Origin of the sequence: Pseudomonas sp. CAU 1711 (genome assembly GCF_039888625.1) — a bacterium.
Lineage (GTDB): Bacteria > Pseudomonadota > Gammaproteobacteria > Pseudomonadales > Pseudomonadaceae > Aquipseudomonas.
Genome location: NZ_JBDQQT010000001.1, coordinates 416,812 through 441,699, shown reverse-complemented (window position 1 = coordinate 441,699; position 24,888 = coordinate 416,812). Strand labels below are relative to the sequence as shown.

The window sequence follows — 24,888 nt, the reverse complement described above, 5'->3', positions numbered from 1 at the left end:
AAGGCCCGAAGGTCCCCTGCTTTCTCCCGTAGGACGTATGCGGTATTAGCGTTCCTTTCGAAACGTTGTCCCCCACTACCAGGCAGATTCCTAGGCATTACTCACCCGTCCGCCGCTGAATCATGGAGCAAGCTCCACTCATCCGCTCGACTTGCATGTGTTAGGCCTGCCGCCAGCGTTCAATCTGAGCCATGATCAAACTCTTCAGTTCAATACTGCTTGGGTTTTGCGAAAACCCTAAACTTGGCTCAGCAATCGCATGCTCTAGTTAAAGAGCTAAAACTCTCGAATTCACGAGTGTTACTTGCGTTGCTGATAATCAGTTGACTATCAGTCTTACTCCACAAGCACCCACACGAATTGCTTGATTCAGTTGTTAAAGAGCGTTTCGGCGAAGTCTTTCGTCTCAACCGAGGCCGCGCATTCTACAGCAGCCTTTCAACCTGTCAAGCTGTTTTCGAAGAATTTTTCGTTTCTTCTCAACCGCTTGCGCTTTCGATCAGAACTTCTTCTCGTCAGCGGGAGGCGCATTCTACAGCGATCAAAACCGCTGTCAACCTCCGCTTTCGATCCATTCGACCGAAGCGCCCGACAGAACCAAACCAGCACCCTGCCAGGCCGGCGCATTCTACTCGAATCCGCCGCCGGCGCAACCCTTCATTCGGATCAACTCTTTGATTTTCAAGGAGTTTTCCGAGAGGACCGCGCCGGAAGTGGTGCGCATTCTAAGGATCTAATCCGCGCCGTCAACTCCTTTGTGCAAAGATTTCGTCATCCTTGCCCGCAGACCTGTCAGGCGGTCGGCCAGCCCGGGCAGGCGCAGCAGCATCAGACCCGCACCTATCACGGCATAGAACACCCATTCGCCGACGTCGGAGCGCACTACCCAGAGCATATGCAAAAGCGCCAGGCCGAGCACCGGGTAGACCAGCTTATGTAGCCGCCGCCAGCGCACACCGAGGCGGCGTTGACTGTAGCGGTTGGAGGTCAGGGCCAGGGGCAGCAGCAGCAGAAACGCCAGGGCACCGACGATGATGTAGGGGCGTTCGGTCAGATCGTCGAAGAAACGATCGAAACGCAGGCCGAGAATGAACAGCAGGTAGCCGCTCAGGTGCAGCACGACATATGAGAAGCACCACAGGCCGAGCTGACGGCGTACGGCCAGCCACCCGCCCCACCCCGTGACCCGCCGCAGGGGCGTCATGCTCAGCGTGCACAACAGCAGGATCAGCGCCCCCTGTCCCAGGCTGTCCACCAGGACCTTGCCCGGGTCGGGCCCCGTGAGCTGCATCAGCGCCAGATACAGCCAGTAGATCGGAAAGGACAGCGCTGTCAGGAAAGTAGCGCTGCGCCAGCGCGGATAAGGCATCAGTAGTTCTTCCGCAGATCGAGGCCGGCGTAGAGGCCGGCCACCTCGTCATAACCGTTGAACAGTCGGGTATCGATCACGTTGGGATTGAACAGGCTGTTCGGCAGACGCCGCTCGGTGGCCTGGCTCCAACGCGGATGATCGACCTGCGGATTGACGTTGGCATAGAAGCCGTACTCGTTCGGCGCCAGGCTCTCCCAGGTCGTGCGCGGCTGGTCTGCGACCAGGCTGATGCGCACGATCGACTTGATGCTCTTGAAGCCGTACTTCCAGGGCACCACCAGACGCAGCGGCGCGCCATTCTGGTTGGGCAGCACCCGCCCGTAGAGGCCGACCGCCATGATGGTCAAAGGGTGCATGGCCTCGTCCAGACGCAGCCCTTCCACATAGGGCCAGTCGATCAGGGAGAAACCGGAACGCACTCCGGCCATCTGCTCCGGCGCCACCTTGGTCTCGAAACGCACGTACCTGGCATTCGCCGTCGGCTCGGCGCGCTTGAGCAGGTCGGCCAGGGGAAAACCGAGCCAGGGGATAACCATGGACCAAGCCTCGACGCAGCGCAGGCGGTAGATGCGCTCCTCGAGCCGATGCGGCTGCACCAACCGCTCCAGGGAGACGGGACCGGGCTTGGCCACCTCACCGTCGATCATCACCGACCAGGGTTCGACCTCGAGCTTGCCGGCATAGCGGGCCGGGTCGCCTTTGCCTGTACCGAACTCGTAGAAGTTGTTGTAGCGGGTGACATCCTTGTATGGAGTCAGCGCCTCCTCTCCGGCGGTGACCGCCTGCCAGCGCACAGCCGCAAGCTTCTCGGCGAACCAGCCCGGCATCGCCCCCGGCTCGACATCGGCATAGCGCTCGCTCGCCGCTCTCACGGGTAAGGCACCCAACGCAAGGGCACCGCCTGCGGCCGAGATAAAACGGCGACGAGACAGATAGACAGCTTCGGGGGTGATTTCGCATTCGCGCGCGGCGGATGCGCGGGGAGTCTTGATCAGCATGGCGGGCTCCGCAGCCAGGGCATCGATGCGCCAGTAGACTGCGGAACCGCGAGGAAATTACATCAGTCGACTGCCTTGCGCCGGCGCAGTTGCAACAAGTATTGCACGGGACCGGAAGCCGCGTAGGCGAGGAAGATCAGCAGCAGGATGCGCGGCGGGTCGCTGAACACCACGGCGAACACCAGCACCACGATGAGGATCGCCACAAAAGGCACACGCCCCTTGAAGTCGAGATCCTTGAAACTGTAGAACTTGATGTTACTGACCATCAGCACGCCAGCCATGGCCACCAGCAGGGCGTAGAGCATCACCACCGGCACCGGCATATCCACACCGTCGACACCGAAGTCCTTCAGCGCCCAGACCATACCCGCGACCACGCCAGCCGCCGCAGGACTGGCCAGGCCCACGAACCACTTCTTGTCGACCTTGCCGATCTGGGTATTGAAGCGGGCCAGGCGCAGCGCGGCGCACGCCGCATAGATAAAGGCAACGGTCAGACCCACGTTCCCCAGCTCGGACAGGGCCCATTGATAGGCCAGCAGCGATGGAGCCAGGCCAAAGGCAACCATGTCGGAAAGGGAGTCGTATTCCGCACCAAAAGCGCTCTGGGTGTTGGTCAGGCGCGCGACACGACCATCCAGACCATCGAGCACCATGGCGATGAAGATGGCGACCGCCGCATATTCGAACTTGCCGTTCATGGCGCTCACGATGGCGAAGAAACCTGCGAACAGATTGCCCGTCGTGAACAGGTTGGGTAGCAGGTAGACACCCCGGTGGCGCACCTTGCGCCCTTCGTCGTCATGCCCTTCTTCGACATGCTCATCGATGGGCAGCAGGCTTTCTTCTTCGGAGCTCTTGGCAGAGTCCTCGGGGCGTTCGTTCATGAGCAATACCTTGCAGCGGTTGAATAGGACTACGACCGGCGCCAGCACTCGAGGTTCGCTGGCAACGCCGTTCAGCGAGAAGGCTTTATACCAGAAGCCACTCGACGCATAAAAAAACGCGGCCTAAGCCGCGTTCTTTTCGAACATCGATAGACCTTAGTTCTTGGTCTTGTCGACGATCTTGTTGGCGGCGATCCACGGCATCATGGCGCGCAGCTTCTCGCCGACCACTTCGATGCCGTGAGCGGCATTGTTGCGGCGGTAGGCGGTCATCGACGGGTAGTTGGCGGCGCCTTCGCTGATGAACATCTTGGCGTATTCGCCGTCCTGGATGCGCTTCAGGGCGTTGCGCATGGCCTGACGGGATTCGGCGTTGATCACTTCCGGGCCGGTCACGTACTCGCCGTACTCGGCGTTGTTGGAGATCGAGTAGTTCATGTTGGCGATGCCGCCTTCGAACATCAGGTCGACGATCAGCTTCAGCTCGTGCAGGCACTCGAAGTAGGCCATTTCCGGCGCGTAGCCAGCTTCGACCAGGGTGTCGAAACCGGCCTTGACCAGTTCGACGCAACCGCCGCAGAGAACGGCCTGCTCGCCGAACAGGTCGGTTTCGGTCTCGTCCTTGAAGGTGGTTTCGATGATGCCGGTACGGCCACCGCCGACGCCCGCGGCGTAGGACAGGGCGACGTTCTTGGCATTGCCGGAAGCGTCCTGGTAGACGGCGATCAGGTCGGGGATGCCGCCGCCCTTGACGAACTCGGAACGCACGGTGTGGCCCGGGGCCTTCGGCGCGATCATGATCACGTCGAGGTCGGCACGCGGAACGACCTGGTTGTAGTGGATGGAGAAGCCGTGGGAGAAGGCCAGGGTGGCGCCCTGCTTGATGTTCGGCTCGATCTCGTCCTTGTACAGACGGCCCTGGAACTCGTCCGGGGTCAGGATCATGACCAGGTCGGCGTTGGCGACGGCGGTGGCCACGTCGGTGACTTTCAGGCCATGGGCCTCGGCCTTGGCGACGGTAGCGGAGCCCTTGCGCAGACCGATGGTGACATCGACGCCGGAGTCCTTCAGGTTGCACGCCTGCGCGTGGCCCTGGGAGCCGTAGCCGATCACGGCGACTTTCTTGCCCTGGATGATGGAGAGGTCGCAGTCTTTGTCGTAATAAACTTTCATGTTCTTGGCTCTTCTGGATCGAATGGGGGGTGCGCAGCACCGCTACGGAGTCACCTTAAGTCATCCCATCCATTGCGTAAAATGATATATTTGCAACACAACGTGCCGATATATGAAACACCAATGGACAGTCACGCACTCAGGCTCTTCCTTTCTCTGGCAGACAACCTGCACTTCGGCAAGACCAGCCGCGAACAGCATGTCAGCCCTTCGGCGCTCAGCCGCAGCATCAAGCAACTCGAAGACGAACTCGGCGCCCCGCTGTTCCTGCGCGACAACCGCTCGGTGCGCCTGACCCGCGAGGGCCAGCAGTTTCGCGAATACGCCCAGGAAGTGATGAACGGTTGGCAGGCCATCCGCCAGACATTCAAGCAGGATCAGCTGATCCTGCACGGCGAACTCTCCCTGTATTGCTCGGTCACGGCTAGCTACAGCTTTCTCTACGACATCCTCAGCAGCTTCCGCCAGAACTACCCGCGCATCGAAATGAAGCTGCACACCGGAGACCCGGAAAAGGCCGTCGAACGCGTGCAGCAGGGACTGGAAGACCTGGCCATCGGCGCCCGCCCGGACAGCCTGCCGGCCGACATCGAATTCCAACCCATAGCCCGCTCCGAGTTGCGCTTTATCGGCCCACAATCGTCGCAGCTACTGAGCGAGGAGCAGCTCAGGCAACCCACCGCCGAGAGCTGGCGGGACGTACCGATGATCCTCTCGGAAGAGGGGCTGGCACGTACCCGTACCGACCGCTGGCTGAAGAGCCACAACATCAAGCCGCGCATCTACGCCCAGGTCAGCGGCAACGAGGCCATCGTCAGCATGGTCAGCCTGGGCTTCGGCATAGGCGTGGTACCGCAGATCGTGCTGGACAACAGCCCGCTGACCGCGCGCATCCGCATCTACGATATTCAGCCGCCGCTCACCGCCTACGACATCGGCCTGTTCGCCCTGCACAAGCGGCTCAAGGACCCGCTGATCGCCGCCTTCTGGAACCGCCAGAAATAAAAAGCCCCGCACCAGGCGGGGCTTTCCATAACGGCGCAATCAGATGCTCAACACCTTGTCGCCACGCGCGATGCCGGTGACGCCGCTGCGCACGGTCTCCAGTATCGACGCGGTGCCGATGGCCTGGATGAAGCTGTCCAGCTTGTCGCTGGTTCCGGCCAACTGGATGGTGTACACGCTGCTAGTCACGTCGACGATCTGCCCGCGGAAGATGTCGGTGGTGCGCTTGACCTCGGCGCGCTGGGCGCCGGTGGCCTTCACTTTCACCAGCATCAGTTCGCGCTCGATATGGGCGCTCTCCGACAGGTTCACCAGCTTGACCACTTCGATCAGCTTGTTGAGGTTCTTGGTGATCTGCTCGATCACGTCGTCGTGACCGACGGTGGTCAGCGTCAGACGCGACAGGGTCGGGTCCTCGGTCGGCGCCACGGTCAGGCTTTCGATGTTGTAGTTGCGCTGAGAGAACAGGCCGACGATGCGCGACAGGGCGCCCGGTTCGTTTTCCAGCAGCAGGGAGATGATATGGCGCATGGTCAGGTCCGCTCCGTCTTGCTCAGCCACATGTCGCGCATGGCACCTTCGCGAATCTGCATCGGGTACACGTGCTCGCTGGTGTCCACGGCGATGTCGAGGAATACCAGGCGGTTCTTCAGGGCGAAGGCCTCTTCCATCTTCGGCTTGAGATCCTTGAGGTCGGTGATGCGCATGCCCACGTGACCGTAGGATTCGGCCAGCTTGACGAAGTCCGGCAGCGATTCCATGTAGGAGTGCGAGTAGCGGCTGTTGTACTGCATGTCCTGCCACTGGCGGACCATGCCCAGCGCGCCGTTGTTCAGGTTGATGATCTTCACCGGTAGGTCGTACTGCAGGCAGGTCGACAGTTCCTGAATGTTCATCTGGATGCTGCCCTCGCCGGTGACGCAGGCCACGTCATCGTCCGGGAAGCTCAGCTTGACGCCCATGGCCGCCGGCAGGCCGAAGCCCATGGTGCCCAGGCCGCCGGAGTTGATCCAGCGATTGGGCTTGTTGAAGCGGTAGTACTGCGCCGCGAACATCTGGTGCTGGCCGACGTCGGAGCTGACGAAGGCGTCGCCCTTGGTCACTTCCCAGAGGGCCTCGATCACGGTCTGTGGCTTGATGATGCTGCCGTCGCCCTCGTTGTAGGGGAACAGGCGGCCTTCGCCACGCCACTCGTCGATCTGCTTCCACCAGCTGGCGACGGTCTCCTTGTTCGGGGTCTCGCCGGTCTCCTTGAGGATGGCGACCATCTCGGTCAGCACGCTGTCGACCGGCCCGACGATCGGGATGTCGGCCTTGACCGTCTTGGAGATCGACGCCGGGTCGATGTCGATGTGGATGACCTTGGCGTTCGGGCAGAACTTGGCCGCGGTCTCGCCATTGATCACCCGGTCGTCGAAACGCGCGCCGACGGCCAGGATCACGTCGGAGTGGTGCATCGCCAGGTTGGCGGTGTAGCTGCCGTGCATGCCGAGCATGCCGACGAACTGGCGGTCGCTACCCGGGAAGGCGCCGAGACCCATCAGGGTGTTGGTCACCGGCAGGTTGAGCAGCTTGGCCAGTTCGGTGAGCTGCGCCGAGGCGCCGCCCATGATCACGCCGCCGCCGGAATAGAGGATCGGTCGCTTGGCGGCGAGGAGCATCTCCACGGCCTTGCGGATCTGTCCGGAGTGACCGCGGGTCGCCGGATTGTAGGAGCGCAGCTTGGCCTTCTTCGGGTAGCTGTACTCGTACTTCTCGGCCGGGCTGGTCATGTCCTTGGGAATATCCACGACCACGGGCCCGGGACGACCGGACTGGGCGATGTAGAACGCCTTCTTCATCACCTCGGGGATCTCCGAGGGATGCTTGATGATGAAGCTGTGCTTCACGATGGGGCGGGAGATGCCGACCATGTCGGTCTCCTGGAAGGCATCGGTGCCGACCATGCGGCTCGGCACCTGGCCGGACAGCACCACCATCGGAATGGAATCCATGTAGGCGGTGGCAATGCCGGTGATGGCATTGGTCGCCCCCGGGCCGGAAGTCACCAGCACCACGCCGGCCTTGCCGGTGGCGCGGGCATAGCCGTCGGCCATGTGAGTGGCAGCCTGCTCGTGGCGAACCAGGATATGGGTCACTTCCGGCTCTTTGAACAGGGCATCGTAGATGTGCAGGAGGGCACCGCCCGGGTACCCGTAGATGTACTTAACGCCTTCGTCACGCAACGAGCGGACGACCATTTCAGCGCCGGATAAAAGCTCCACGTTGTTCACCTCTAGAACGCCAGATCACCACCCGACAACGAGTGGTCCTTTGAGTAGGTCTTACTGGCCGGCAGACGAGCGCGACTGTGGTCGCGGGCAGTGCAGGGGTCTGCTTGACGAGTAGCGGAAGTGCCCAATCTTGCGGAGCCCTTCCTTCCCAGCGCGAGGTAACGCGTTGCGGGTGTAACGGGGGTCGGCACGGGTAGCGCCTTTTTCCACTGAGCTGGGGGACGCTTGCGGCGGACCCCACTACAGCAGGAAGCGTCGATTGTTCGGATTACTGAACGCCAAGTCAAGTCATCCGTCACAGTTAATTCCGCGACGGCTTGTGATCTGGCGCAGGATGAAGATTCGCGGGTTTTGGTTATAGTAACCGGCAGGTTTTTACTGCCGACAAAAGGAAACGACATGCGTCGCATGATTCTCGCGTGCAGTGTGCTGCTCGCCCTGAGCACCGGAGCCACAGCCGGACAGATCTACAAATGGGTGGACGCCCAGGGCAATGTGCACTTCGGCTCGCAACCGCCGGAGGGGCAGGAGGCCGCCGAGGTGAACCCCAATATCACCCAGCCCAAACTGACTCCTGCGCCCAAGCCGCCAACCGAGAATCTGGGAGGCGATAGCGAGCAGGAGAAGCTCGACCAGAAGGTCAGGCAGGATGTCGCCAAGCAGGAAGCCGAACTCAAGAAGTACTGCGAAACGGTGCGTGAGAACCTGGCCCAGCTGAAGAACAACCCCAGGGTGCGGGTCGAAGAGAAAGGCGAGAGACGCCGCCTGACCGAGGAAGAGCGTCAGGCCCGTATCGCCGAGAGCGAGAAGGCCATAGCCGATAACTGCCGATAAGAGACACGGGCGCCTATTCGGCGCCCGCGATCAACCGATCGAACTCCCCCAGCGCCGCCAGCAGCGCCGCCACCCCGGGCTCCTGCCCACGATAGCTCTCCTCCGCCATCTCGCGGATGCCGGATGCCAGCGGCAGCAGCGCGGACGATTCCAGCAACGCCTTCACCCGCGGCAGAAACACCCACTGCAGCCACTGCTCGAAAGCCAGGGTATCGACGCAGAAGGGCTCGCGACTGGCCAGCGCCTCGGCCGAAGGCGCCTGCTCCGACCACCAGCCCAGCAGGCGCAGCTCGCGCTCAATCAGCAGCAGTTGCTCGGCAATGGCCGGCACTCGCGCATCCATCACAGGCTCACCCGTGCCCGTTCACGCGCCTGCGCCGCGCCCGCCGGATCGCCCTGCCGCTCGCGCGCCTGGGCGATCAGGTTCCACAGGCTGGCCTGCAGGGCCGGGCGCCCGCCGGCGTAGGTCAGACCACGCCGTGCCAACTGCTCGGCCTGGGCCGCATCGCCCTGGGCCAGGCGCACCTCGGCCAGCCGATAGAGCACCTGCGGCTCGCGCGGAGCGATACGCTGTGCCCGCTCCAGGCTGGAGGCCGCGCCATTCAGGTCGCCGCCGCCCTGCTGCTGCTGGGCGGTGGTCAGCAGCGCCAGCACCGGGCCGTCCAGCTGCTCGTCGGCGGCCAGGGCACCGCCACTGGGAATACCGCTCGGCATGCTCGGCTGGTAGCCGGCCAGGGGCGCCTGAGGCGCCGAGCTCATGGGCGCCGGCTCGTAGCTGAGCGGCGCGGCGTTGCTGCCGTCGGGATAGGTTTCCAGCGGCGCGGAGGACACCCCGCTCGGCACCATGACCACCACGCCCGAGTCCTGCGGCAGGCTCTGGGCCTGGCTCGGCGCCTGCGGCTGCGCCGCCCGCGCGCCGTAGGCGCCCTGCTCGTCGTCGATCAGCCGGCCGCTGGAGTCCACCACCGGAATCGCGCCCCGCGGCACGCTGGCACAGCCGGACAGGACCATGGAACCCAGCGCCACACACACCCACCACTTAGTCATTCACTGCCTCTCTCGAACCGATTCAGTTGAGCCAACCGCGCACCCAGTCCATCACGTTCTCCACCGGTGCCTCCAGCATCCCGCAGGCCTGCCCCGGAGCGGGCTCGCTGCCGCGGATATAGGGCATCTGCACCGCATTTGGACAGCCTGCGGCCGAGCCCTGACCGCTGCCAGCATCTATCCAGGCGGCGGTGACGTTGTCCGGCATCGGCATGTTCAGCGGCAGCGGATCGGCCTTCTTCATGAAGCCGGTCCACAACTGCAGGGCGCCGGTGGCGCCGGTCAGCGGCGTCTTGCCGTTATCGTCGCGGCCCATCCATACCACCGCCAGCAAATCCTGGCTGAAGCCGGCGAACCAGCTGTCACGCGAGTCGTTGCTGGTCCCGGTCTTGCCGGCCAGGGTCAGATTGGACGGCAGCTGGCTGTACACCGAGCGCCCGGTGCCCTCGCGCATCACCCGCTGCATGGCATTCTGCACCAGGTAGATGGCCCCCGGATCGAAGCGCTGCTGGATCTGGAAGGGGTAGCGTCCCAGCGGCTCCCCGTCCGCCCCCAGCACGCTGCGGATGCCGCGTAGCGGGGTATTGAAACCGCCATTGGCCAGGGTCTGGTACATGCCGGCCACTTCCAGCGGGCTGAGCGCACCCGCGCCCAGCAGCATCGAGGGATAGGCCGGCCACTCGCGCTGCACGCCCAGACGCTCAAGGGTTTTGAGCACAGTGGGCACGCCCAGTTCCAGGCCGAGCTTGGCGGTGGACAGGTTGTAGGAGTTGGCCAGGCCCTGATAGAGGTAGATGGTGCCGTGGGCCTTGCGATCGTAGTTCTGCGGGCGCCAGACCTGGCCATCCTGGCCCTTCACCGAGAACGGCGTGTCCTCCAGCCAGCTGGTCAGGGTGTATTGGCTGGGCCGCTCCAGCGCGGTGAGATAGACCGCCGGCTTGATCAGCGAGCCGATCGGCCGGTTGGCGTCCAACGCCCGGTTGAAGCCGGCGAAGCGCGGCTGGCGGCTGCCCAGCAGGGCCTGTACCTCGCCGGTCTCCGGGTTGGTCACCACCATGGCCGTCTCGACTTCGTCCAGCCCCTGGCGCCCGGACAGGCGCTTGAAGGTCTCGACCATGGCCGCCTCGGCCTTGAGCTGCAGGATCGGGTCGAAGCTGGTGAAGATGCGCAGCCCCTCCTCGGTCAGGTCTTCCTCGCGATAGTCCTGGCGCAGCTGACGCTTGACCAAGTCGAGGAAGGCCGGGAAGGAGCTGTCGGCCAGGCTGCCGCGCTTGGTCACGCCGAGCGGCTTGCGCTTGGCCGCTTCGGCCACCTCGGCGCTGACCACGCCCTGCTGCACCAGCAGGTCGAGCACCAGATTGCGCCGTTCCAGGGCCCTTTCCGGATTGCGCCGCGGGTTATAGAAGGTCGGCCCCTTGACCATGCCGACCAGCAGCGCCACCTGATCCAGCTTGAGTTCGTTGAGCGGCTGGCCGAAGAAGTACTGGCTGGCCAGACCGAAGCCATGCACGGCGCGCTGGCCGTCCTGGCCGAGGAACACCTCGTTGAGGTAGGCCTCGAGAATCTCCTTCTTGTCGTAGTGCAGCTCCAGCAGCACCGCCATCATGGCCTCGGTGAGCTTGCGGCTGAGGCTGCGCTCGCTGGTCAGGTAGAAGTTCTTCACCAACTGCTGGGTCAGGGTGCTGCCGCCCTGGCGCAGCTCGCCGGCGGTGGCATTGATCCACACGGCGCGGGCGATGCCCTTGGGCGATACGCCGAAATGGTTGAAGAACTCGCGATCCTCCACCGCCACCAGGGTCTCGACCAGATAGGGCGGCGCCTGATCCAGCTTGATCAGGATGCGATCCTCGTTGTGCGCCGGGTACAGCCCGCCGATCAGCAGCGGCTCCAGGCGCGCCACCGCCAGGTTGGCGCCGCTGCCCTGGGTCAGGCCGGCCACGTAATCGCCGGAGAACTTCACCCGCACCCGCTGGGCCGGCTCGCTGCCCTCGTAGAACTGGAAGCCGCGGGTATGCAGATCGACCAGATTGCCGTTCACCGCCGCCGCGCCCGGGCCGTTGGCCGCGCCTTCGCGGCGGTAGCCGAGGGCATCCAGTTCGGTGAGGAAGTCCTCCCGGCTCAGCTTCTGCCCGACGAACAGCTCCAGCGGCCGGGCATAGACCTTGGCCGGCACCGTCCAGCGCTTGCCGGAGAACTTCTCCTGCACCACGGCATCCAGGTACACGGCGAACGCGGCCAGCAACACCAGGCCGACCAGCGACAGCTTGAACAGCCAGCCCAGCCAGGAACGGCTGCCGGCGCGGCGCTTGGCGCCTTTGCGGGGGGTACGGGATCGAGTCATGGCGCGGGATTATACGCACTTTGTGCCGCCCCAACAGGCGCGCCCGGGCGGTTTGCAGAGCGCCTCACAGCGGCCATAATGCCGCCTCTTACCGACTCCAGAATGCAAGGAAAGACCGTGAGCCAAGCCCTGATTGCCGCGCTGCAGAACCCGGCCCTCTACCCCCACCCGGTGGAAGGCTTCCAGGTGATCGAGACGCACATCTCCTGGGTGCTGCTCACCGGCCCCTTCGCCTACAAGATCAAGAAGCCGATGAACTTCGGCTTCCTCGACTTCACCAGCCTGGAGCGGCGCCAGCACTTCTGCGGCGAGGAGCTGCGCCTGAACCAGCGCCTCACCGAGGGCCTGTACCTCGACGTGCTGCCGATCACCGGCAGCGAAAGCGCGCCGCAGCTGGGCGGTGAGGGTCCGGCCATCGAGTATGCGCTGAAGATGCGCCAGTTCCCGCAGAGCCAGCTGCTCAGCGCCGTGCAGGCGCGCGGCGAGCTGACCACGGCGCATATCGACGCGCTGGCCCGGCAGATCGCCGATTTCCACGGCCGCACTCCGGCCGTGGCCGAAAACCATCCGCTGTGCTCGGCGCAGGCCATAGTCGCGCCGATGCGGCAGAACTTCGAGCAGATCCGCCCGCTGCTCGACAGCGCCGCCGACCTGCAGCAGCTCGAGGCCCTGGAGGCCTGGACCGAGGCCACCATCAGCCGCCTGGAGCCGCTGCTGGCCCGGCGCGCCGCCAGCGGCTCGATCCGCGAGTGCCACGGCGACATCCACCTGGGCAACGCCACCCTGCTCGACGGCCAGGTGGTGCTGTTCGACTGCATCGAATTCAACGAACCGTTCCGCCTGATCGATATCGCCTCGGACGCCGCCTTCCTCGCCATGGACCTGGAAGACCGCGGCCTCAAGGCCCTGTCGCGGCGCTTCGTCAGCGCCTGGCTGGAACACAGCGGCGACTACGCGGCGCTGGAGCTGCTCAACTTCTACAAGGCCTACCGCGCCCTGGTGCGGGCCAAGGTCGCGCTGTTCAGCCTGGCGCACCAGAGCGACGCCGTGCAGAAGGCCGCCACCCTGCGCCAGTACCGCAACTACGCCAACCTGGCGGAAAGCTACAGCGCCATCCCCTCGCCCTTCCTGGCCATCACCAGCGGCGTCTCAGCCGTCGGCAAGAGCCACGTGGCCCTGCGCCTGGTCGAGGCCCTGGGCGCCATCCGCCTGCGCTCGGACGTAGAACGCAAGCGCCTGTTCGGCGAACAGCCGGCAGCGACCAGGGGCAACCTGAGCGAAGGCATCTACAACGCCGAGGCCAGCGCCGCCACCTACCAGCGCCTGCACCAGCTGGCGGAGAGCGCCCTGCACGCCGGCTTCCCTGTGGTGCTGGACGCCACCTACCTCAAGCAGGAGCAGCGCGCCGCCGCCTGGCAGGTCGCCGAGCACAATGGCGCGCCCTTCCTGATCCTCGACTGCCAGGCCCCGGAGAGCTTCATCGCCACCTGGCTGCAACAGCGCGAGGCCGAGGGCAGCGACCCCTCCGACGCCACCCTGGAAGTGATCCAGGCCCAGCAGGCCAGCCGCGACGCGCTGAGCGCCGACGAGCAGGCCCACAGCCGGCGCGTCGACACCCATCAGGCGGCCAGCCTGGACGGCCTGGTCGAAAGCATCCGCCAGCGCCTGCCCGGTCTCTGAAGCGCCCCAGGGCCTGTCTATACTGGCGACAGGCCCTGAATGGAGGCACCCATGAGCCAGCCCCGCCAACTCGACACCCCGCTGTACCGCCTGCTGCACGACGAAAAAGTCGCCGAGTTCAACAAGCAGAAGCCCAAGGAGGGTGCCATCGATCTGCGCGGTGCCGACCTGCGTGGCCTCGACCTACGCCTGCTGGACGCGGCGCGCATCGACTTCACCGACGCCTACTTCCGCGGCGCCGACCTGCGCGGCCTCGACCTGCGCGAGGCCAGGCTGGAAGGCGCCAGCATCGCCCACGCACAGATTTCCGGCGCCTACTTCCCCGACGCCCTGGGCGCCGACGAGATTCTGCTGTCGATGCAGTTCGGCACCCGCATGCGCTATCGCCCTAGCTGACCCGGATAACCATGCGCGAAATCGCCCGCCTGTTCGGCAACCGTGCCGCCGCCTACGCCAGCTTCCGCCCGCAATACCCCAGCGCCCTGTTCGACTGGCTGGCCGCGAACAGTCCCGGCCAGGAACGGGCACTGGACATCGCCTGCGGCAATGGCCAGGCCAGCCGCCCGCTGCTGGGGCGCTTCCACCAGGTGCTGGCCTGCGACGGCAGCCTGGAGCAGCTGCGCGCGGCGGCCGACCTCGCCGGCATCGACTGCTTCGCCGCCGACGCCGAGGCCCTGCCCCTGGGCGAGGCCAGCCTCGACCTGATCGTCGTCGCCCAGGCCCTGCACTGGTTCGCCACGCCCACCTTCTTCGCCGAGACCCGCCGCCTGCTGCGCCCCGGCGGCCTGTTCTGCGCCTGGTGCTATGGCCTGCTGCGTATCGAGCCTGGGCTGGACGAAGCGCTCGACCACTTCTACTGGCACACCCTGGGCGGCTACTGGCCAAGCGGGCGAGCCAGCATCGATGCCGGCTACGCCGACATCCGTCCGCCCTTCGCGCGCATCGCCGTGCCGGACTTCGCCATCGAGCTGGAGTGGGACCTGCAGCAGCTCTTGGGCTACCTGAGCACCTGGTCGGCGGTGCAGAAGCTGCAGCAGGCCAGCGGCCGCAACCCTCTGGACGAGCTGCAGCCCAGACTCGCCGCCCTGTGGGGCGACGGGCAGCAGAAGCGTTTTATACGCTGGCCGCTACACTTTGTAGCAGGCCACCCAAGCTAGGCCTTGGCAACCGGTCGAGCAGTCCGGCCACGTTACTGCGCAGCACTGTCGGGAGGCGCAATGAACGATGAACTGCAACACATGAAGAACCTGGGCAAGACCTCGGCGCAGTGGCTGCACGCGGTGGGCATCCACAGCGCCAACGACCTGCGCCGCCTGGGCGCGGTGGATGCCTACCGCGCGGTGCGCGCCCGCGGCTTCCGAGCCTCCAAGGTGCTGCTCTACGCCATCGAAGGCGCCCTGCTGGACGTGCACTGGAACGACCTGCCACCGGGCCTGAAAGACAGGCTCAAGGGGCAACTCGACGAGCTGGGACCGGCCAACAAGAGCTAGCTCACAACCTCCGCGCGGCGGGATTTACCTGCGCCAAGCCGCCGCCTATTGTTGCCACGAGCCGCGTGCCTTATCGTCAGCCCAGCCAGTTCAAGGAATTACCGACATGTACCTACTCGGGGAGCAACCGGCCTACGCCGACCAACTGATCCAGCGCCTGCAGAGCCTGCCCGCGAAGCTGCTCGACGGGCTGCAACCCAGTGGTGCATCCCTGCGCCTGGAGCAGGTCGAGGATCTCGCCAAGCTGCTGCCCGGCAACCAGCTGTACATCATCGAGAACGGCCTGCTGCACGCCCTGGTCGACGAGCGCCCGCTGTTCTACCTGCAGGAGGGCGACCTGGTCGGCCTGCGCCAGGGCATCGACCTGCCCAGCTGCCGCTACAGCAGCGAGGAGCAACTGACCCTGGTGCCCTACTCGCGCAGCGAGGTATTCCAGCACATCTACGCCAGCGAGCAGCGCCAGGAGCTGTTCATCCAGTACCTGATCGGCCACACCGCCCTGCTGTCGGACGCCCTGGCCCGCATCAAGCAGCCGGAGATCCGCCCGGCCACCGGCTTCCAGCACTTCGCCGCCGGCGAGGAGCTGATTCACCAGGGCGACGACGCCGACCACGTGTTCGTGATCATCGAGGGCCATGCCGAGGCCTTCGTCGACGGGCAGAAGGTCGGCGACGTGCAGAAGGACGAGATCTTCGGCGCCATGGCCGTGTTCACCCGCGAGAAACGCAGCGCCACGGTGACCGCCAGCGAGCCCTGCACCGTGATGGTCATCCCCAAGGATCAGTTCCTCAGCCTGATGCAGAGCAACCCGCGCATCGCCCACAGCCTGATCGAGAGCATGGCGCGGCGCATCGACCTGATGAACAAGGAAGTCACCCAGCTGCGCAGCCAGCTGCAGCCCGCCTGACGAAGCCCCGCCCGACGAAGCCCCGGTCGCTGCCGGGGCTTCGTTTTTGTGCTTTTGCCAAGCAGTCGAAAATAATTCTCATCCAGCCGTTGACTGAAAAATGAGAATTGTTATTATTACCACAACTGGTCGCGAGATCAGCCGGTAAGCTGGGAGGCCACAGCAGTCGGACTCTTCAGATTATCTCCTCATCAGGCTAATCACGGTTATTGACCCGGCTCTTGCCGGGTCTTTTTTTGTGCCTGCCAGAATGTAGAGGTCGGACCACCAGGCTAGGCGTGGCCTCCGCACACGAGATCCCTGCTATACCCAATGGCGGCGGATTGCTTAGTGGAGGCAATACATGCGCGCGCATTGGCTGGGACTGGCAAGCATTCTGCTGTTGTCCCAGGGGCAAGCCGAACAGAAGACGGTCACCATCAGCAGCGGGGAGTTTCCGCCATTTACCTCGGCACATTTGCCGCACGGCGGAGTGGTCAACCAGTTGGTAGGGGAGGTCTTCGCCTCTCAAGGCTACTCGGTGGAGCTTCATTACATGCCGTGGCGGCGCGCCAAACAGGAGGCGCGTTCCGGGCGTGTCGTGGCCTCGTCGTATTGGCAGTGCAATGAACAGAATGCGCGGGATTTCCTCTGCAGTTCGCCACTCAAGCATGAGCAGTACGTTTTCTTCTATCACAAGTCCAAGCCCCTGCCTGACTGGCAAACGCTCGAGGATTTGCGGCCCTACCGCATAGGCGCCACGGCGGGCTACTCCTACTCTGCGGCATTTTGGCAGGCCGCCAATGCGGGCCTGCTGCAGGTGGAGCTGGTGCAAGAGGATGAGCAGAACATTGCCAAGCTGCTGCGCGGACGCATCGACATCCTATTGCTGGAGCCCATGGTGGCCTATGACCTGCTGGCGAGGCGCTTTGCCCCCGGCACGGCGCACCTGCTGGACTATCACCCGCGCCCCGTGGTGGAGATGACCGGCCACCTGCTGATTTCACGCAAGGTGCCCGATGCCGAGGCGCTGCATGCCGCCTTCGAGGCAGGCCTGACCGAGCTGAAGGCCAGCGGTCGTTTCGATGAGCTATGGGATGCCCTGCTGCAACCGCAGGGCGCATCCGGGCCAACCGCGCCATAACCCTGCCCGGTAGCCGTCGCCGCCCGACGCCCTCATGCCCCAGGGGTTATCGCGCCGTGCCTGAGGCAGGGCCTGCGGAGGCCTTCTTTGCCCGCGATTCTCAATGTCTGCCCGCCATGCCAGCATGGCAGCAGAGACATGCCCTGGAGCACACGCATGGACAAGCCCACCGCCGAGCGTCTGGACGCCCTGCACCAGCATGGCTTCGCCCTGCTGCGCGGCGCCGTGAGCCCGGCGCAGATCGGCGAGCTGCGCACGGCCATCGACGCGCTGCGCCCACAGCACTGGGACTACACGGGCCTGGTCGACCACTACAAGTGCGTGTTCAACCGCGATCCGCTGTGGCTGCCCTACCTCGACCTGCCGGGCGTGATCGAGCTGGCGGAGGCCGCGCTTGGCGAGGACTGCCATGTGATAGGCCAGACCGCCTGGCGCTGCCATCCCGGCTTCATCGGCGCCGAACTGCATCTGGACCATCTGCCAATGCGGCTGCCGAGCGCACTGCTGAACGATCCGTCCTTCCTGCTGCCGATGCAGATCTGCACGGCCCAGCTGTACCTGGACGACATCGATGCCGACCTCTGTCCGACCCTGGTGATAGCCGGCAGCCACCGCGCCGGACGGCCGCCGCACCCCGGCGAGGCAGACTGGAACGGACGAGAAGCCGAACCCGTGCTATGCCGGGCCGGCGACCTGCTGTTCTTCCGCAGCGAGCTATGGCACGCCGGCAGCCGCAACCTTAGCCAGCGCAGCCGCTACCTGCTGCAGATCCACTACGGCCGGCGGATGGTGGCGCAGAAGTTCTCGCCCTACCTGCAGTTCCGCTTCGCGCCGCGGGTGCTGGCCGCCTGCACGCCGCGCCAGCGCCGGCTGCTGGGCGATCACGCGCCCGCCGAATACGACTGAGGCGCTTACCAGCCGACGCCCAGGCCGATCAGATAGCGCCGTTCGTTGGTGTCGCCATGCTGGCTGGCCACCTTGTCCCACTCGGCCTTGAGGCTCAGCGCCGCCCAGCTGTTGAGCTTGTAGCGCAGGCCCGCCTCGGCATCGATGATGTAGTCGATCTCGTCGACGAAGGGCGCGCCCAGTTCGCCCTGGGTGTAGAGCTCCAGGGTCTTGCCGCTCAGGTAGCGGCGGTAGTCCCACTCCATGGCCGCCGAGTTGAAGTGCTCGCTGCCGCCATCGGCGAAGACGAAGTCGTTGCGATTGAACAGTCCCGCCAGGGAGAAGGCGCCCAGCGCGTCGTCCCAGAACTGGTAGCCCGGTCCGGTACCGACCGTGCGCTGGATTTTCAGCTCCTCGATCCGGTCGTGGCTGTATTTCAGCTGGCCCTGCCAGAAGAAGCGCTCGGTGAGGAAGCGGTCGAGATCGTAGCCCAGTTCGACCCGCTCGCTCTTGCGCTCGTCGTTCTTGGTCTCGTGGTCGAACTCGGCGACTATGCCATGGCGCCAGGCGCCGTGGCGGGCCTCGGTGTCGAGGTCGATGGCGTAGTTCTCGATATCGTTCTCGGCGCGCTTGTAATCGGCGGAGAAGTCCAGATTGCCGCTCCAGACCAGGTCCTGCACCAGCGGCTTGGGCGGCAGCATCTGGCTGATCGAGGCCAACTCGACCACCCTGGGCGTCTCACCGTTGACCAGCTCGACCAGGCCCTGACCGGCGGGCCTGAGCGACTTGGCGTGCTCGCCGATGAAGTCGTCCTGCTTCACCAGCAGCGCCTGGTCGCTCTCCAAAGTGGCGATCTTCCGCACGTCCAGGGTGACGCTGCCGGCATAGTCGGTCTGCAGCATCAGCTTGCCACCGCTCAGCAGCAGGATGCTGCCGCTGAGCTTGTCGCCATTCTTCAACCAGACGGTGTCGGCCAGCAGGGGCGTGGAACAGGCGGCGAGCGCCACACAGAGCAGGGAACGAGAGAACGACATGAGCGAGTAATGGGCCTGAGCGAAGAAAGCGCGCATTATCCGGATGCGCGACAACCGGGCAACCACAGACCCGCCGAGCCGCACCGAGTTCCGTCCTACCAGCCGACGCCGAGACCGATCAGATAATGGCGGTCGGATAAGGTGGTACCCAACCCGCGCAGCTGGTTCAGCTCATACAGCAGCGACAGGCGCGCCCAGTCGTTGAGCCGGTAACGCAGCCCGGCCTCACCATCGAACACGTAGTCGATCTGGGCGGCCTGCGGCAGATGAACCTCGGCGGTGCTGTAGAACTCCAGGCGAGTGCCCCAGAGCAGGCGCTTGTAGTCCCACTCCAGCGACCAGCTGTCGAAACGGGCGTCGCCGAGCGCGCTATCCAGCTCGACGCGGTTGAACTGGGTGACCAGGTCCAGACGCCCCAGCTCGTTGTCCCAGAAGCGATAGCCGGGGCCGGTGCCGATAATGCGCAGCCGACTGAGCGCCTCGAACTGATCCACGCTCTGCTCGTAGCCGGCGCGCCAGAACCAGTGATCGTCGAGAAAACGGTCGAGATCATACTCCAGCGACCAGTTGTCCTCGGTCTTCTCGCCGTTCTCCTGCTCATGCTCCAGTTCGCCGCGCAGCACATGGCGCCAGCGCCCGTGTTCGATGCGGGTATCGCCCTTGAGCTTCCACTCGTCGCTGCTGTCCTGGTTGCGCTGCATGTCCAGCTTGGCGTCCAGGTTGCCCTCCCAGACCCGATCCTTGAGCAGTGGCCGCGGCGGCACCAGGCGCTCGATGCTGCTCAGCGCCACCGTCTCGCTGCCGCCGTCAACCAGGCGCACCATGCCCTGCCCGACAGCCTGCAATGTGCGCGCGCCTTCGCTGTCCAAACCGCTGCGGCGCAGCATCAGGGGCTTGCCCGTGGCCAGCGTGTCGATATCCTTCCAATCGATCAGCACTCGTCCGGCATAGGGCGTGCGCAGGGCCAGCTTGCCGCCATCGAGCAGCAACACCTCGCCGCTCAGGCGGTCGCCGTTGTTCAGCCACACAGTATCGGCCCGGGCCGGCAGGGCCGGAATCAGCACCATCAGGGAAAGCAGCGCGCGTAACGACATGGCCAGACCACCACGAAAAAGCGATGCCGCAGAACATGCCCCAGCCCTGGAGCCGACGACAAGCCCGCAGGCGCGTCGCGCCGCGCTCTACCAGGTGCTGGCCGAGGTGCCCGAGGGCAAGGTGATCAGCTACGGCGAGCTGGCCGCCCTGGCCGGCCTCGGTCGCGCCGCACGCTGGGTCGGCCGCACTCTCAGCCAGCTGCCCGAGGATACCCGCCTGCCCTGGCACCGCGTGCTGGGCGCCGGCGGCCGCCTCAGCCTGCCGGCCGGCAGCCCGTCCGGCGACGAGCAGCGCGCGCGCCTGCGCGCCGAGGGACTGAGCATCCGCAACGAACGCGTCGACATGCGCCGCCACGGCTGGCGCCCGATGGAAGCAAAGGGTTAGAGTGCGCCCTTTGCCCGAGCACCCGATCAGCCCCATGCCTCGTAGAACCTGGCGCGCCGCGCTCGCCACCTATGCCCACCCGGCCGCCCTGGCCCTGCTGCTGCTGGGCTTCGCCGCCGGCCTGCCGTACATGCTGGTGTTCTCCACCCTCTCGGTGTGGTTGCGCGAGGCCGGCGTGGCGCACCAGACCATCGGCTACGCCAGCCTGATCGGCCTGGCCTATGCCTTCAAGTGGGTCTGGGCGCCGATGCTCGACCAGTGGCGCCTGCCGCTGCTCGGCCGCCTCGGCCGGCGTCGCTCCTGGCTGGTGCTGGCCCAGGGCCTGGTGGCCTGCGGCCTGATCGGCATGGCCCTGTGCGACCCGCAACAGCACCTGTCCTTGCTGATCGCCGTGGCGGTGGTGGTGGCCTTCGCCTCGGCCACCCAGGATATCGCGATAGACGCCTATCGCCTGGAGATAGTCGACGACACCCGCCAGGCCGCCCTGGCCGCCAGCTACATGGCCGGCTATCGGGTCGCCGCGCTGCTGGCCACCGCCGGCGCGCTGTACTTCGCCGGCTGGTTCGGCACGCCCGGGGCCGGCTACCAGCACGGCGCCTGGGCCAGCACCTACCTGCTGTTCGCCTTGCTGATGCTACCGGGGGTGATCACCACCCTGTGGATGCGCGAACCGCCGGTGCCGATGCAGACGCAGATGGCCGCGGCGCGCTACGGCCTGTACCGCCAGTTGGCCTCGGTGCTGGTGCTGATCGTGCTGCTGGTGTCGGTGCCGGCCATGTTCACTCAGTTCTTCAAGAGCGACGTGCTGCTGGCCCTGCAGGGCGAGATGAGCCTGGTCGAGCTGATCGGCGAGGATCGCGCCTTCCTGCGCTTCCTGCTCTACCTCATCCTCACCGCCCTGTGCCTGTCGCGCATGGGCCGCCGCGGCCTGGCGCCGGTGCTGACGCCGGTCAACGACTTCATCCTGCGCTATCGCTGGCAGGCCCTGCTGCTGCTAGGGCTGATCGCCACCTATCGCATGTCCGACACGGTGATGGGGGTGATGGCCAACGTCTTCTACATCGACATGGGCTTCGCCAAGAGCCAGATCGCCAGTGTCAGCAAGCTGTTCGGCCTGTTCATGACCCTGTTCGGCGCCGCCCTCGGCGGCTTGCTGATCGCCCGCTTCGGCATACTGCCGATCCTGTTGCTGGGGGGCGCCGCCTCGGCCGCCACCAATCTGCTGTTCGCCACCCTGTCCGGCTTCGGCGCGGTCAGCGCGCCGGCGACCTATGCCGAGCAGGCGGTGAGCGACCTGCTGCTGGCGCTCGACCCGCACATGCTGATGCTGGTGCTGACCATCACCCTCGACAACCTCAGCGCGGGCCTGGCCACGGCGGCCTTCGTCGCCTACCTGTCGAGCCTGACCAACCTCAAGTTCTCCGCCACCCAGTACGCCCTGCTCAGCTCCATCATGCTGCTGCTGCCGCGCCTGGTCGGCGGCTACTCGGGAGTCATGGTGGAGAAGTACGGTTACGGCCAGTTCTTCCTCGCCACCGCCCTGCTCGGCATTCCCACCCTGTTGCTGATCCTCCTGCAGTGGGGTCGCGAGCATCGCGAGCGCGCCAACGGCCAGCCGATCGAAGCGCCCAAACCATGAAAAGCGCTCCCCTCTCCCTCCGGGAGAGGGGCTGGGGGGTGAGGGACTATCGCCTACTCGTTGCCTGGCCCTCACCCCGACCCTCTCCCAGAAGGAGAACAACAGCCGCGGTGCCGACTTAATCAAAGTTCGGCCGGGCGCGATGTCGCTAAGTGAACAGTATTACGGCATCGCGCCGGCCTTGTCTCACTGCTGCTGCACCAGGTGCACCACCCGCTGCGGGAAGGGGATGCCGATGCCGACCCGCTCCAGCCGCTCCTTGGCCTGCTCGATGAAGTCGAAGCTGACCGGCCAGAAGTCGCCCGTGGCCACCCAGACGCGCAGCGACAGATTCACCGCGTTGTCGCCCAGACCGGTGACCACCACCTGCGGCGCGGCCGGCTCGCTGCGCACGCGCGGGTCCTGGGCGATCTCCAGCAGCACCTCGCGGGCACGGCGGATGTCGCTGGCGTAATCGATGCCCAGGCTGATGTCGACCCGGCGCACCGCCTCGCGCGAGTAGTTGACGATATTGCCGTTGGACAGACTGCCGTTGGGCACCACCACCACCTTGTTGTCCGCCGTCTTCAGCGTGGTGTGGAAGATCTGGATGCTGTCGACGCTGCCGGACACGCCCTGCGCCTCGATCCAGTCGCCGATGCGGAACGGACGGAACAGCAGGATCAGCACGCCGCCGGCGAAGTTCGCCAGACTGCCCTGCAGGGCCAGGCCGATGGCCAGGCCGGCGGCACCTATGGCGGCGATGAAGGAGGTGGTGGAAATGCCGACCATGGAGGCCACGCTGACCAGCAGCAGCACCTTGAGCAGGATGCTGCTCAGGCTGCCGATGAAGCTGGTCAGGGCACGATCCACCTGACGGCCGCCCATCAGGCGCTGCAGGCGCCGACTGATGCGGTTGATCAGCCACCAGCCCAGCGTCAGGGTCAGCAGGGCCAGGGTCAGCTTGCCGCTGTACTCCAGCAGGACGGGCGCCCAGGTCTCGGACAGTTTGACGAGCTGCTCGAACTCTAGCTGCATGGTGTCGCTCCTTTTTTCGGACTACAAAAACGCCACCGCCATGGCGAACCATGGCGGCGAAGGGTGTAGCTGTGGGACGTCCCCCGAGCGCGGGGGTTCCCTCAGTCGCGGAAATTGGTGTACTGCAGCGGCATGCCCAGGTCCTTGCCGCGCAGCAGGGCGATGGCCTCCTGCAGGTCGTCGCGCTTCTTGCCGGTGACCCGCACCTGCTCGCCCTGGATGGCGGCCTGCACCTTGAGCTTGGCGTCCTTGATCTGGGCGACTATCTTCTTCGCCAACTCCTTGTCGATGCCCTCGCGGAAGGTCACCTCCTGCTTCATCACCTTGCCGGAGGCGTAGGCGTCCTTGGCCTCCATGCACTGACAGTCGATCTTGCGCTTGATCAGGCTGGCGCGAACGATGTCGAGCACCTGCTCGAGCATGAACTCGGCCTCGGCGGTCAGGGTGAGGGTCTTGTCCTTGCTCTCGATGCTGCACTTGCCGCGCAGATCGAAGCGCCGGTCGAGCTCCTTGATGGCGTTGTCGACCGCATTGGTGAGTTCGTGCTTGTCCAGTTCGGACACCACGTCGAACGAAGGCATGGGCATGCTCCTGATGGAAGGCGCGACCCTCCTCACGGAGTGAAGGCGCCTGACTTGACGATATTTGTGACGGGCCCATTATAACCAGACTGATACAGGCCGTTCGGCCCACCGACGGCAACCTTTCCTCCTGCTTGCGAGCCATTCGATGCCCAACCCCCATCTCAGCATTCTGGTGGTGGACGATGCCAAGTTCTCCAGTGCCATGATCGGCCGCGCCCTGAGCCAGGCCGGTTATCAGGACGTGCGCTTCGCCAACAGCGCCGCCGAAGCCCTGCGCCAGCTGGAGAAGCGCCCCGCCAGCGTGCTGCTGGCCGACTGGCTGATGCCGGAAATGGACGGCCTGGAGCTGACCGGGCGCGTGCGCCAGCTGGACGAAACCGCCGAGCACTACACCTATGTGATACTGCTCACCGGCAAGGAAGGCGACAACGTGCTGGTGGAGGCCTTCGACCGCGGCGTCGACGACTTCATCAGCAAGGCGGCGATGAACGAGCAGCTGGTGCCGCGCGTCTACGCCGCCGACCGGCTGTGCAACACCCTGCAACGCCTGCTCAACGAAAACCGCATGCTGACCCTGAACGTCGCCAGCCTGGAGCAACGCAACCTGGTCGACTCGCTGACCGGCCTGGGCAACCCGCGCTACCTGCAGCAGAAGCTGCAGGACTGCCTGCGCCAGGTGGAATCGCGCGGTGGCGCCCTGTGCTACCTGCTGATCGGCCTGCAGGAGGGCGAGCAGCTGCGCCAGCAGTACGGCGGCGGCTTCTGGAACGAGGTGCTGCACGGCGTGGCCCGGCGCCTGCAGCAACTGGTGCGGCCGCTGGACGTGCTGGGCCGGGTGAACGACACCCACTTCGGCATGATCGCCATGCTCGACGACCTGCAGGAATGCTCGCCGAGCAGCTTCAAGCGCCTGTACGAAGGGCTCAACCTCAAGGCCTTCAAGACCAGCGAGGGTTTCATCGGCCTGAAGGCCGGCATCGCCCTGGTCGGCCTGGATGCCAAGTCCCTGCCGATCGAGCCCGCCCATTTGTTCGCCGAGGCCGGCCGCCTGCTGCCGGACTCCTACGCCAGCGGTCGGGTCAGCGCGATACGCCTGCCGCTGCCGCAATGATCCGCC

25 protein-coding genes and 1 rRNA gene are annotated in these 24,888 nt (G+C 65.2%); 12 read left to right on the top strand and 14 right to left on the bottom strand.

Going from position 1 to position 24,888, the window contains the following annotated elements:
* The 5 genes from AAFN46_RS01970 to ilvC all read right to left on the bottom strand — a co-directional run.
* A 16S ribosomal RNA gene (locus AAFN46_RS01970) occupies positions 1-211 on the bottom strand; the annotation flags it as partial.
* A 522-nt stretch (positions 212-733) separates the two neighbouring features.
* The gene (gene msrQ, locus AAFN46_RS01965) at positions 734-1,369 is read right to left on the bottom strand and encodes a protein-methionine-sulfoxide reductase heme-binding subunit MsrQ (RefSeq protein ID WP_347806996.1); all 636 of its coding nucleotides are present in this window, start codon (positions 1,367-1,369) and stop codon (positions 734-736) included.
* The gene (msrP, locus tag AAFN46_RS01960; protein ID WP_347806995.1) at positions 1,369-2,370 is read right to left on the bottom strand and encodes a protein-methionine-sulfoxide reductase catalytic subunit MsrP; all 1,002 of its coding nucleotides are present in this window, start codon (positions 2,368-2,370) and stop codon (positions 1,369-1,371) included. The genes msrQ and msrP overlap by 1 nt, the downstream gene beginning before the upstream one ends.
* A gap of 62 nt (positions 2,371-2,432) precedes the next feature.
* Positions 2,433-3,260 carry a CDP-diacylglycerol--serine O-phosphatidyltransferase gene (gene pssA / locus AAFN46_RS01955; RefSeq protein WP_347806994.1) on the bottom strand — a complete coding sequence of 276 codons (828 nt, stop codon included), beginning with the start codon at positions 3,258-3,260 and terminating at the stop codon, positions 2,433-2,435.
* 156 nt (positions 3,261-3,416) lie between these two features.
* A complete protein-coding gene (gene ilvC / locus AAFN46_RS01950) occupies positions 3,417-4,433 on the bottom strand; it encodes a ketol-acid reductoisomerase (protein ID WP_347806993.1) in 1,017 nt (338 codons plus the stop codon).
* A 123-nt stretch (positions 4,434-4,556) separates the two neighbouring features.
* On the opposite strand from ilvC, the gene ilvY reads away from it, so the two are divergent.
* On the top strand, positions 4,557-5,438 hold the full coding sequence (gene ilvY / locus AAFN46_RS01945) for an HTH-type transcriptional activator IlvY (protein WP_347806992.1): 882 nt from the start codon (positions 4,557-4,559) through the stop codon (positions 5,436-5,438).
* Between the two features lie 39 nt (positions 5,439-5,477).
* Here ilvY and ilvN read toward each other — a convergent pair whose 3' ends face one another.
* Positions 5,478-5,969, bottom strand: coding sequence for an acetolactate synthase small subunit (gene ilvN / locus AAFN46_RS01940; protein WP_068829612.1), 492 nt, complete (start codon positions 5,967-5,969; stop codon positions 5,478-5,480).
* 2 nt (positions 5,970-5,971) lie between these two features.
* Complete coding sequence (locus AAFN46_RS01935; RefSeq protein WP_347806991.1) at positions 5,972-7,702, bottom strand: acetolactate synthase 3 large subunit; 1,731 nt, start codon at positions 7,700-7,702, stop codon at positions 5,972-5,974.
* 408 nt (positions 7,703-8,110) lie between these two features.
* Between AAFN46_RS01935 and AAFN46_RS01930 the strand changes: the two genes are divergently transcribed.
* On the top strand, positions 8,111-8,545 hold the full coding sequence (locus tag AAFN46_RS01930) for a DUF4124 domain-containing protein (RefSeq protein ID WP_347806990.1): 435 nt from the start codon (positions 8,111-8,113) through the stop codon (positions 8,543-8,545).
* A 13-nt stretch (positions 8,546-8,558) separates the two neighbouring features.
* Here the strand turns inward: AAFN46_RS01930 and AAFN46_RS01925 are convergent, their stop codons facing one another.
* The 3 genes from AAFN46_RS01925 to mrcB are packed head-to-tail and all read right to left on the bottom strand — an operon-like array spanning position 8,559 to position 11,933.
* Positions 8,559-8,888 (bottom strand): YqcC family protein, encoded by a 330-nt coding sequence (locus tag AAFN46_RS01925; protein WP_347806989.1) that lies wholly within the window; start codon positions 8,886-8,888, stop codon positions 8,559-8,561.
* On the bottom strand, positions 8,888-9,592 hold the full coding sequence (locus tag AAFN46_RS01920; protein WP_347806988.1) for a tetratricopeptide repeat protein: 705 nt from the start codon (positions 9,590-9,592) through the stop codon (positions 8,888-8,890). Before AAFN46_RS01920 ends, AAFN46_RS01925 begins: the two co-directional genes overlap by 1 nt.
* 22 nt (positions 9,593-9,614) lie before the next feature.
* A complete protein-coding gene (mrcB, locus tag AAFN46_RS01915) occupies positions 9,615-11,933 on the bottom strand; it encodes a penicillin-binding protein 1B (RefSeq protein WP_347806987.1) in 2,319 nt (772 codons plus the stop codon).
* A gap of 117 nt (positions 11,934-12,050) precedes the next feature.
* Here mrcB and AAFN46_RS01910 point away from each other — a divergent pair, with 117 nt between their 5' ends.
* The 7 genes from AAFN46_RS01910 (at position 12,051) to AAFN46_RS01880 (ending at position 18,039) form a co-directional block, all read left to right on the top strand.
* Complete coding sequence (locus tag AAFN46_RS01910; RefSeq protein ID WP_347806986.1) at positions 12,051-13,613, top strand: AAA family ATPase; 1,563 nt, start codon at positions 12,051-12,053, stop codon at positions 13,611-13,613.
* A gap of 51 nt (positions 13,614-13,664) precedes the next feature.
* On the top strand, positions 13,665-14,009 hold the full coding sequence (locus AAFN46_RS01905; protein ID WP_347806985.1) for a pentapeptide repeat-containing protein: 345 nt from the start codon (positions 13,665-13,667) through the stop codon (positions 14,007-14,009).
* Between the two features lie 11 nt (positions 14,010-14,020).
* Positions 14,021-14,770, top strand: a complete 750-nt coding sequence (locus AAFN46_RS01900; protein ID WP_347806984.1) for a class I SAM-dependent methyltransferase — start codon at positions 14,021-14,023, stop codon at positions 14,768-14,770.
* 60 nt (positions 14,771-14,830) lie between these two features.
* Positions 14,831-15,103 (top strand): TfoX/Sxy family protein, encoded by a 273-nt coding sequence (locus AAFN46_RS01895; protein WP_347806983.1) that lies wholly within the window; start codon positions 14,831-14,833, stop codon positions 15,101-15,103.
* 106 nt (positions 15,104-15,209) lie between these two features.
* On the top strand, positions 15,210-16,010 hold the full coding sequence (locus tag AAFN46_RS01890) for a cyclic nucleotide-binding domain-containing protein (RefSeq protein ID WP_347806982.1): 801 nt from the start codon (positions 15,210-15,212) through the stop codon (positions 16,008-16,010).
* 343 nt (positions 16,011-16,353) lie between these two features.
* Positions 16,354-17,133 carry a transporter substrate-binding domain-containing protein gene (locus AAFN46_RS01885; RefSeq protein ID WP_347806981.1) on the top strand — a complete coding sequence of 260 codons (780 nt, stop codon included), beginning with the start codon at positions 16,354-16,356 and terminating at the stop codon, positions 17,131-17,133.
* Between the two features lie 138 nt (positions 17,134-17,271).
* On the top strand, positions 17,272-18,039 hold the full coding sequence (locus AAFN46_RS01880; RefSeq protein WP_347806980.1) for a phytanoyl-CoA dioxygenase family protein: 768 nt from the start codon (positions 17,272-17,274) through the stop codon (positions 18,037-18,039).
* Positions 18,040-18,044: 5 nt separating this feature from the next.
* Here the strand turns inward: AAFN46_RS01880 and AAFN46_RS01875 are convergent, their stop codons facing one another.
* Positions 18,045-19,052: a DUF481 domain-containing protein gene (locus AAFN46_RS01875; RefSeq protein ID WP_347806979.1), complete on the bottom strand. Its 1,008-nt coding sequence runs from the start codon at positions 19,050-19,052 to the stop codon at positions 18,045-18,047.
* Between the two features lie 95 nt (positions 19,053-19,147).
* On the bottom strand, positions 19,148-20,146 hold the full coding sequence (locus tag AAFN46_RS01870; protein WP_347806978.1) for a DUF481 domain-containing protein: 999 nt from the start codon (positions 20,144-20,146) through the stop codon (positions 19,148-19,150).
* Here AAFN46_RS01870 and AAFN46_RS01865 point away from each other — a divergent pair.
* Both AAFN46_RS01865 and AAFN46_RS01860 read left to right on the top strand, forming a co-directional pair.
* Entirely contained in the window at positions 20,145-20,531 is a 387-nt protein-coding gene (locus tag AAFN46_RS01865) for an MGMT family protein (protein ID WP_347806977.1), read from the top strand. The genes AAFN46_RS01870 and AAFN46_RS01865 overlap by 2 nt on opposite strands.
* A gap of 34 nt (positions 20,532-20,565) precedes the next feature.
* Positions 20,566-22,170, top strand: coding sequence for an AmpG family muropeptide MFS transporter (locus AAFN46_RS01860; RefSeq protein ID WP_347806976.1), 1,605 nt, complete (start codon positions 20,566-20,568; stop codon positions 22,168-22,170).
* Between the two features lie 186 nt (positions 22,171-22,356).
* On the opposite strand, the gene AAFN46_RS01855 is transcribed toward AAFN46_RS01860, so the two are convergent.
* Together AAFN46_RS01855 and AAFN46_RS01850 are read right to left on the bottom strand one after the other, a co-directional pair.
* A complete protein-coding gene (locus AAFN46_RS01855) occupies positions 22,357-23,187 on the bottom strand; it encodes a mechanosensitive ion channel domain-containing protein (protein ID WP_347806975.1) in 831 nt (276 codons plus the stop codon).
* Positions 23,188-23,288: 101 nt separating this feature from the next.
* The gene (locus AAFN46_RS01850; protein WP_347806974.1) at positions 23,289-23,768 is read right to left on the bottom strand and encodes a YajQ family cyclic di-GMP-binding protein; all 480 of its coding nucleotides are present in this window, start codon (positions 23,766-23,768) and stop codon (positions 23,289-23,291) included.
* Between the two features lie 148 nt (positions 23,769-23,916).
* Here AAFN46_RS01850 and AAFN46_RS01845 point away from each other — a divergent pair, with 148 nt between their 5' ends.
* Positions 23,917-24,882, top strand: coding sequence for a response regulator (locus AAFN46_RS01845; protein ID WP_347806973.1), 966 nt, complete (start codon positions 23,917-23,919; stop codon positions 24,880-24,882).
* Positions 24,883-24,888 lie beyond the last annotated feature (6 nt).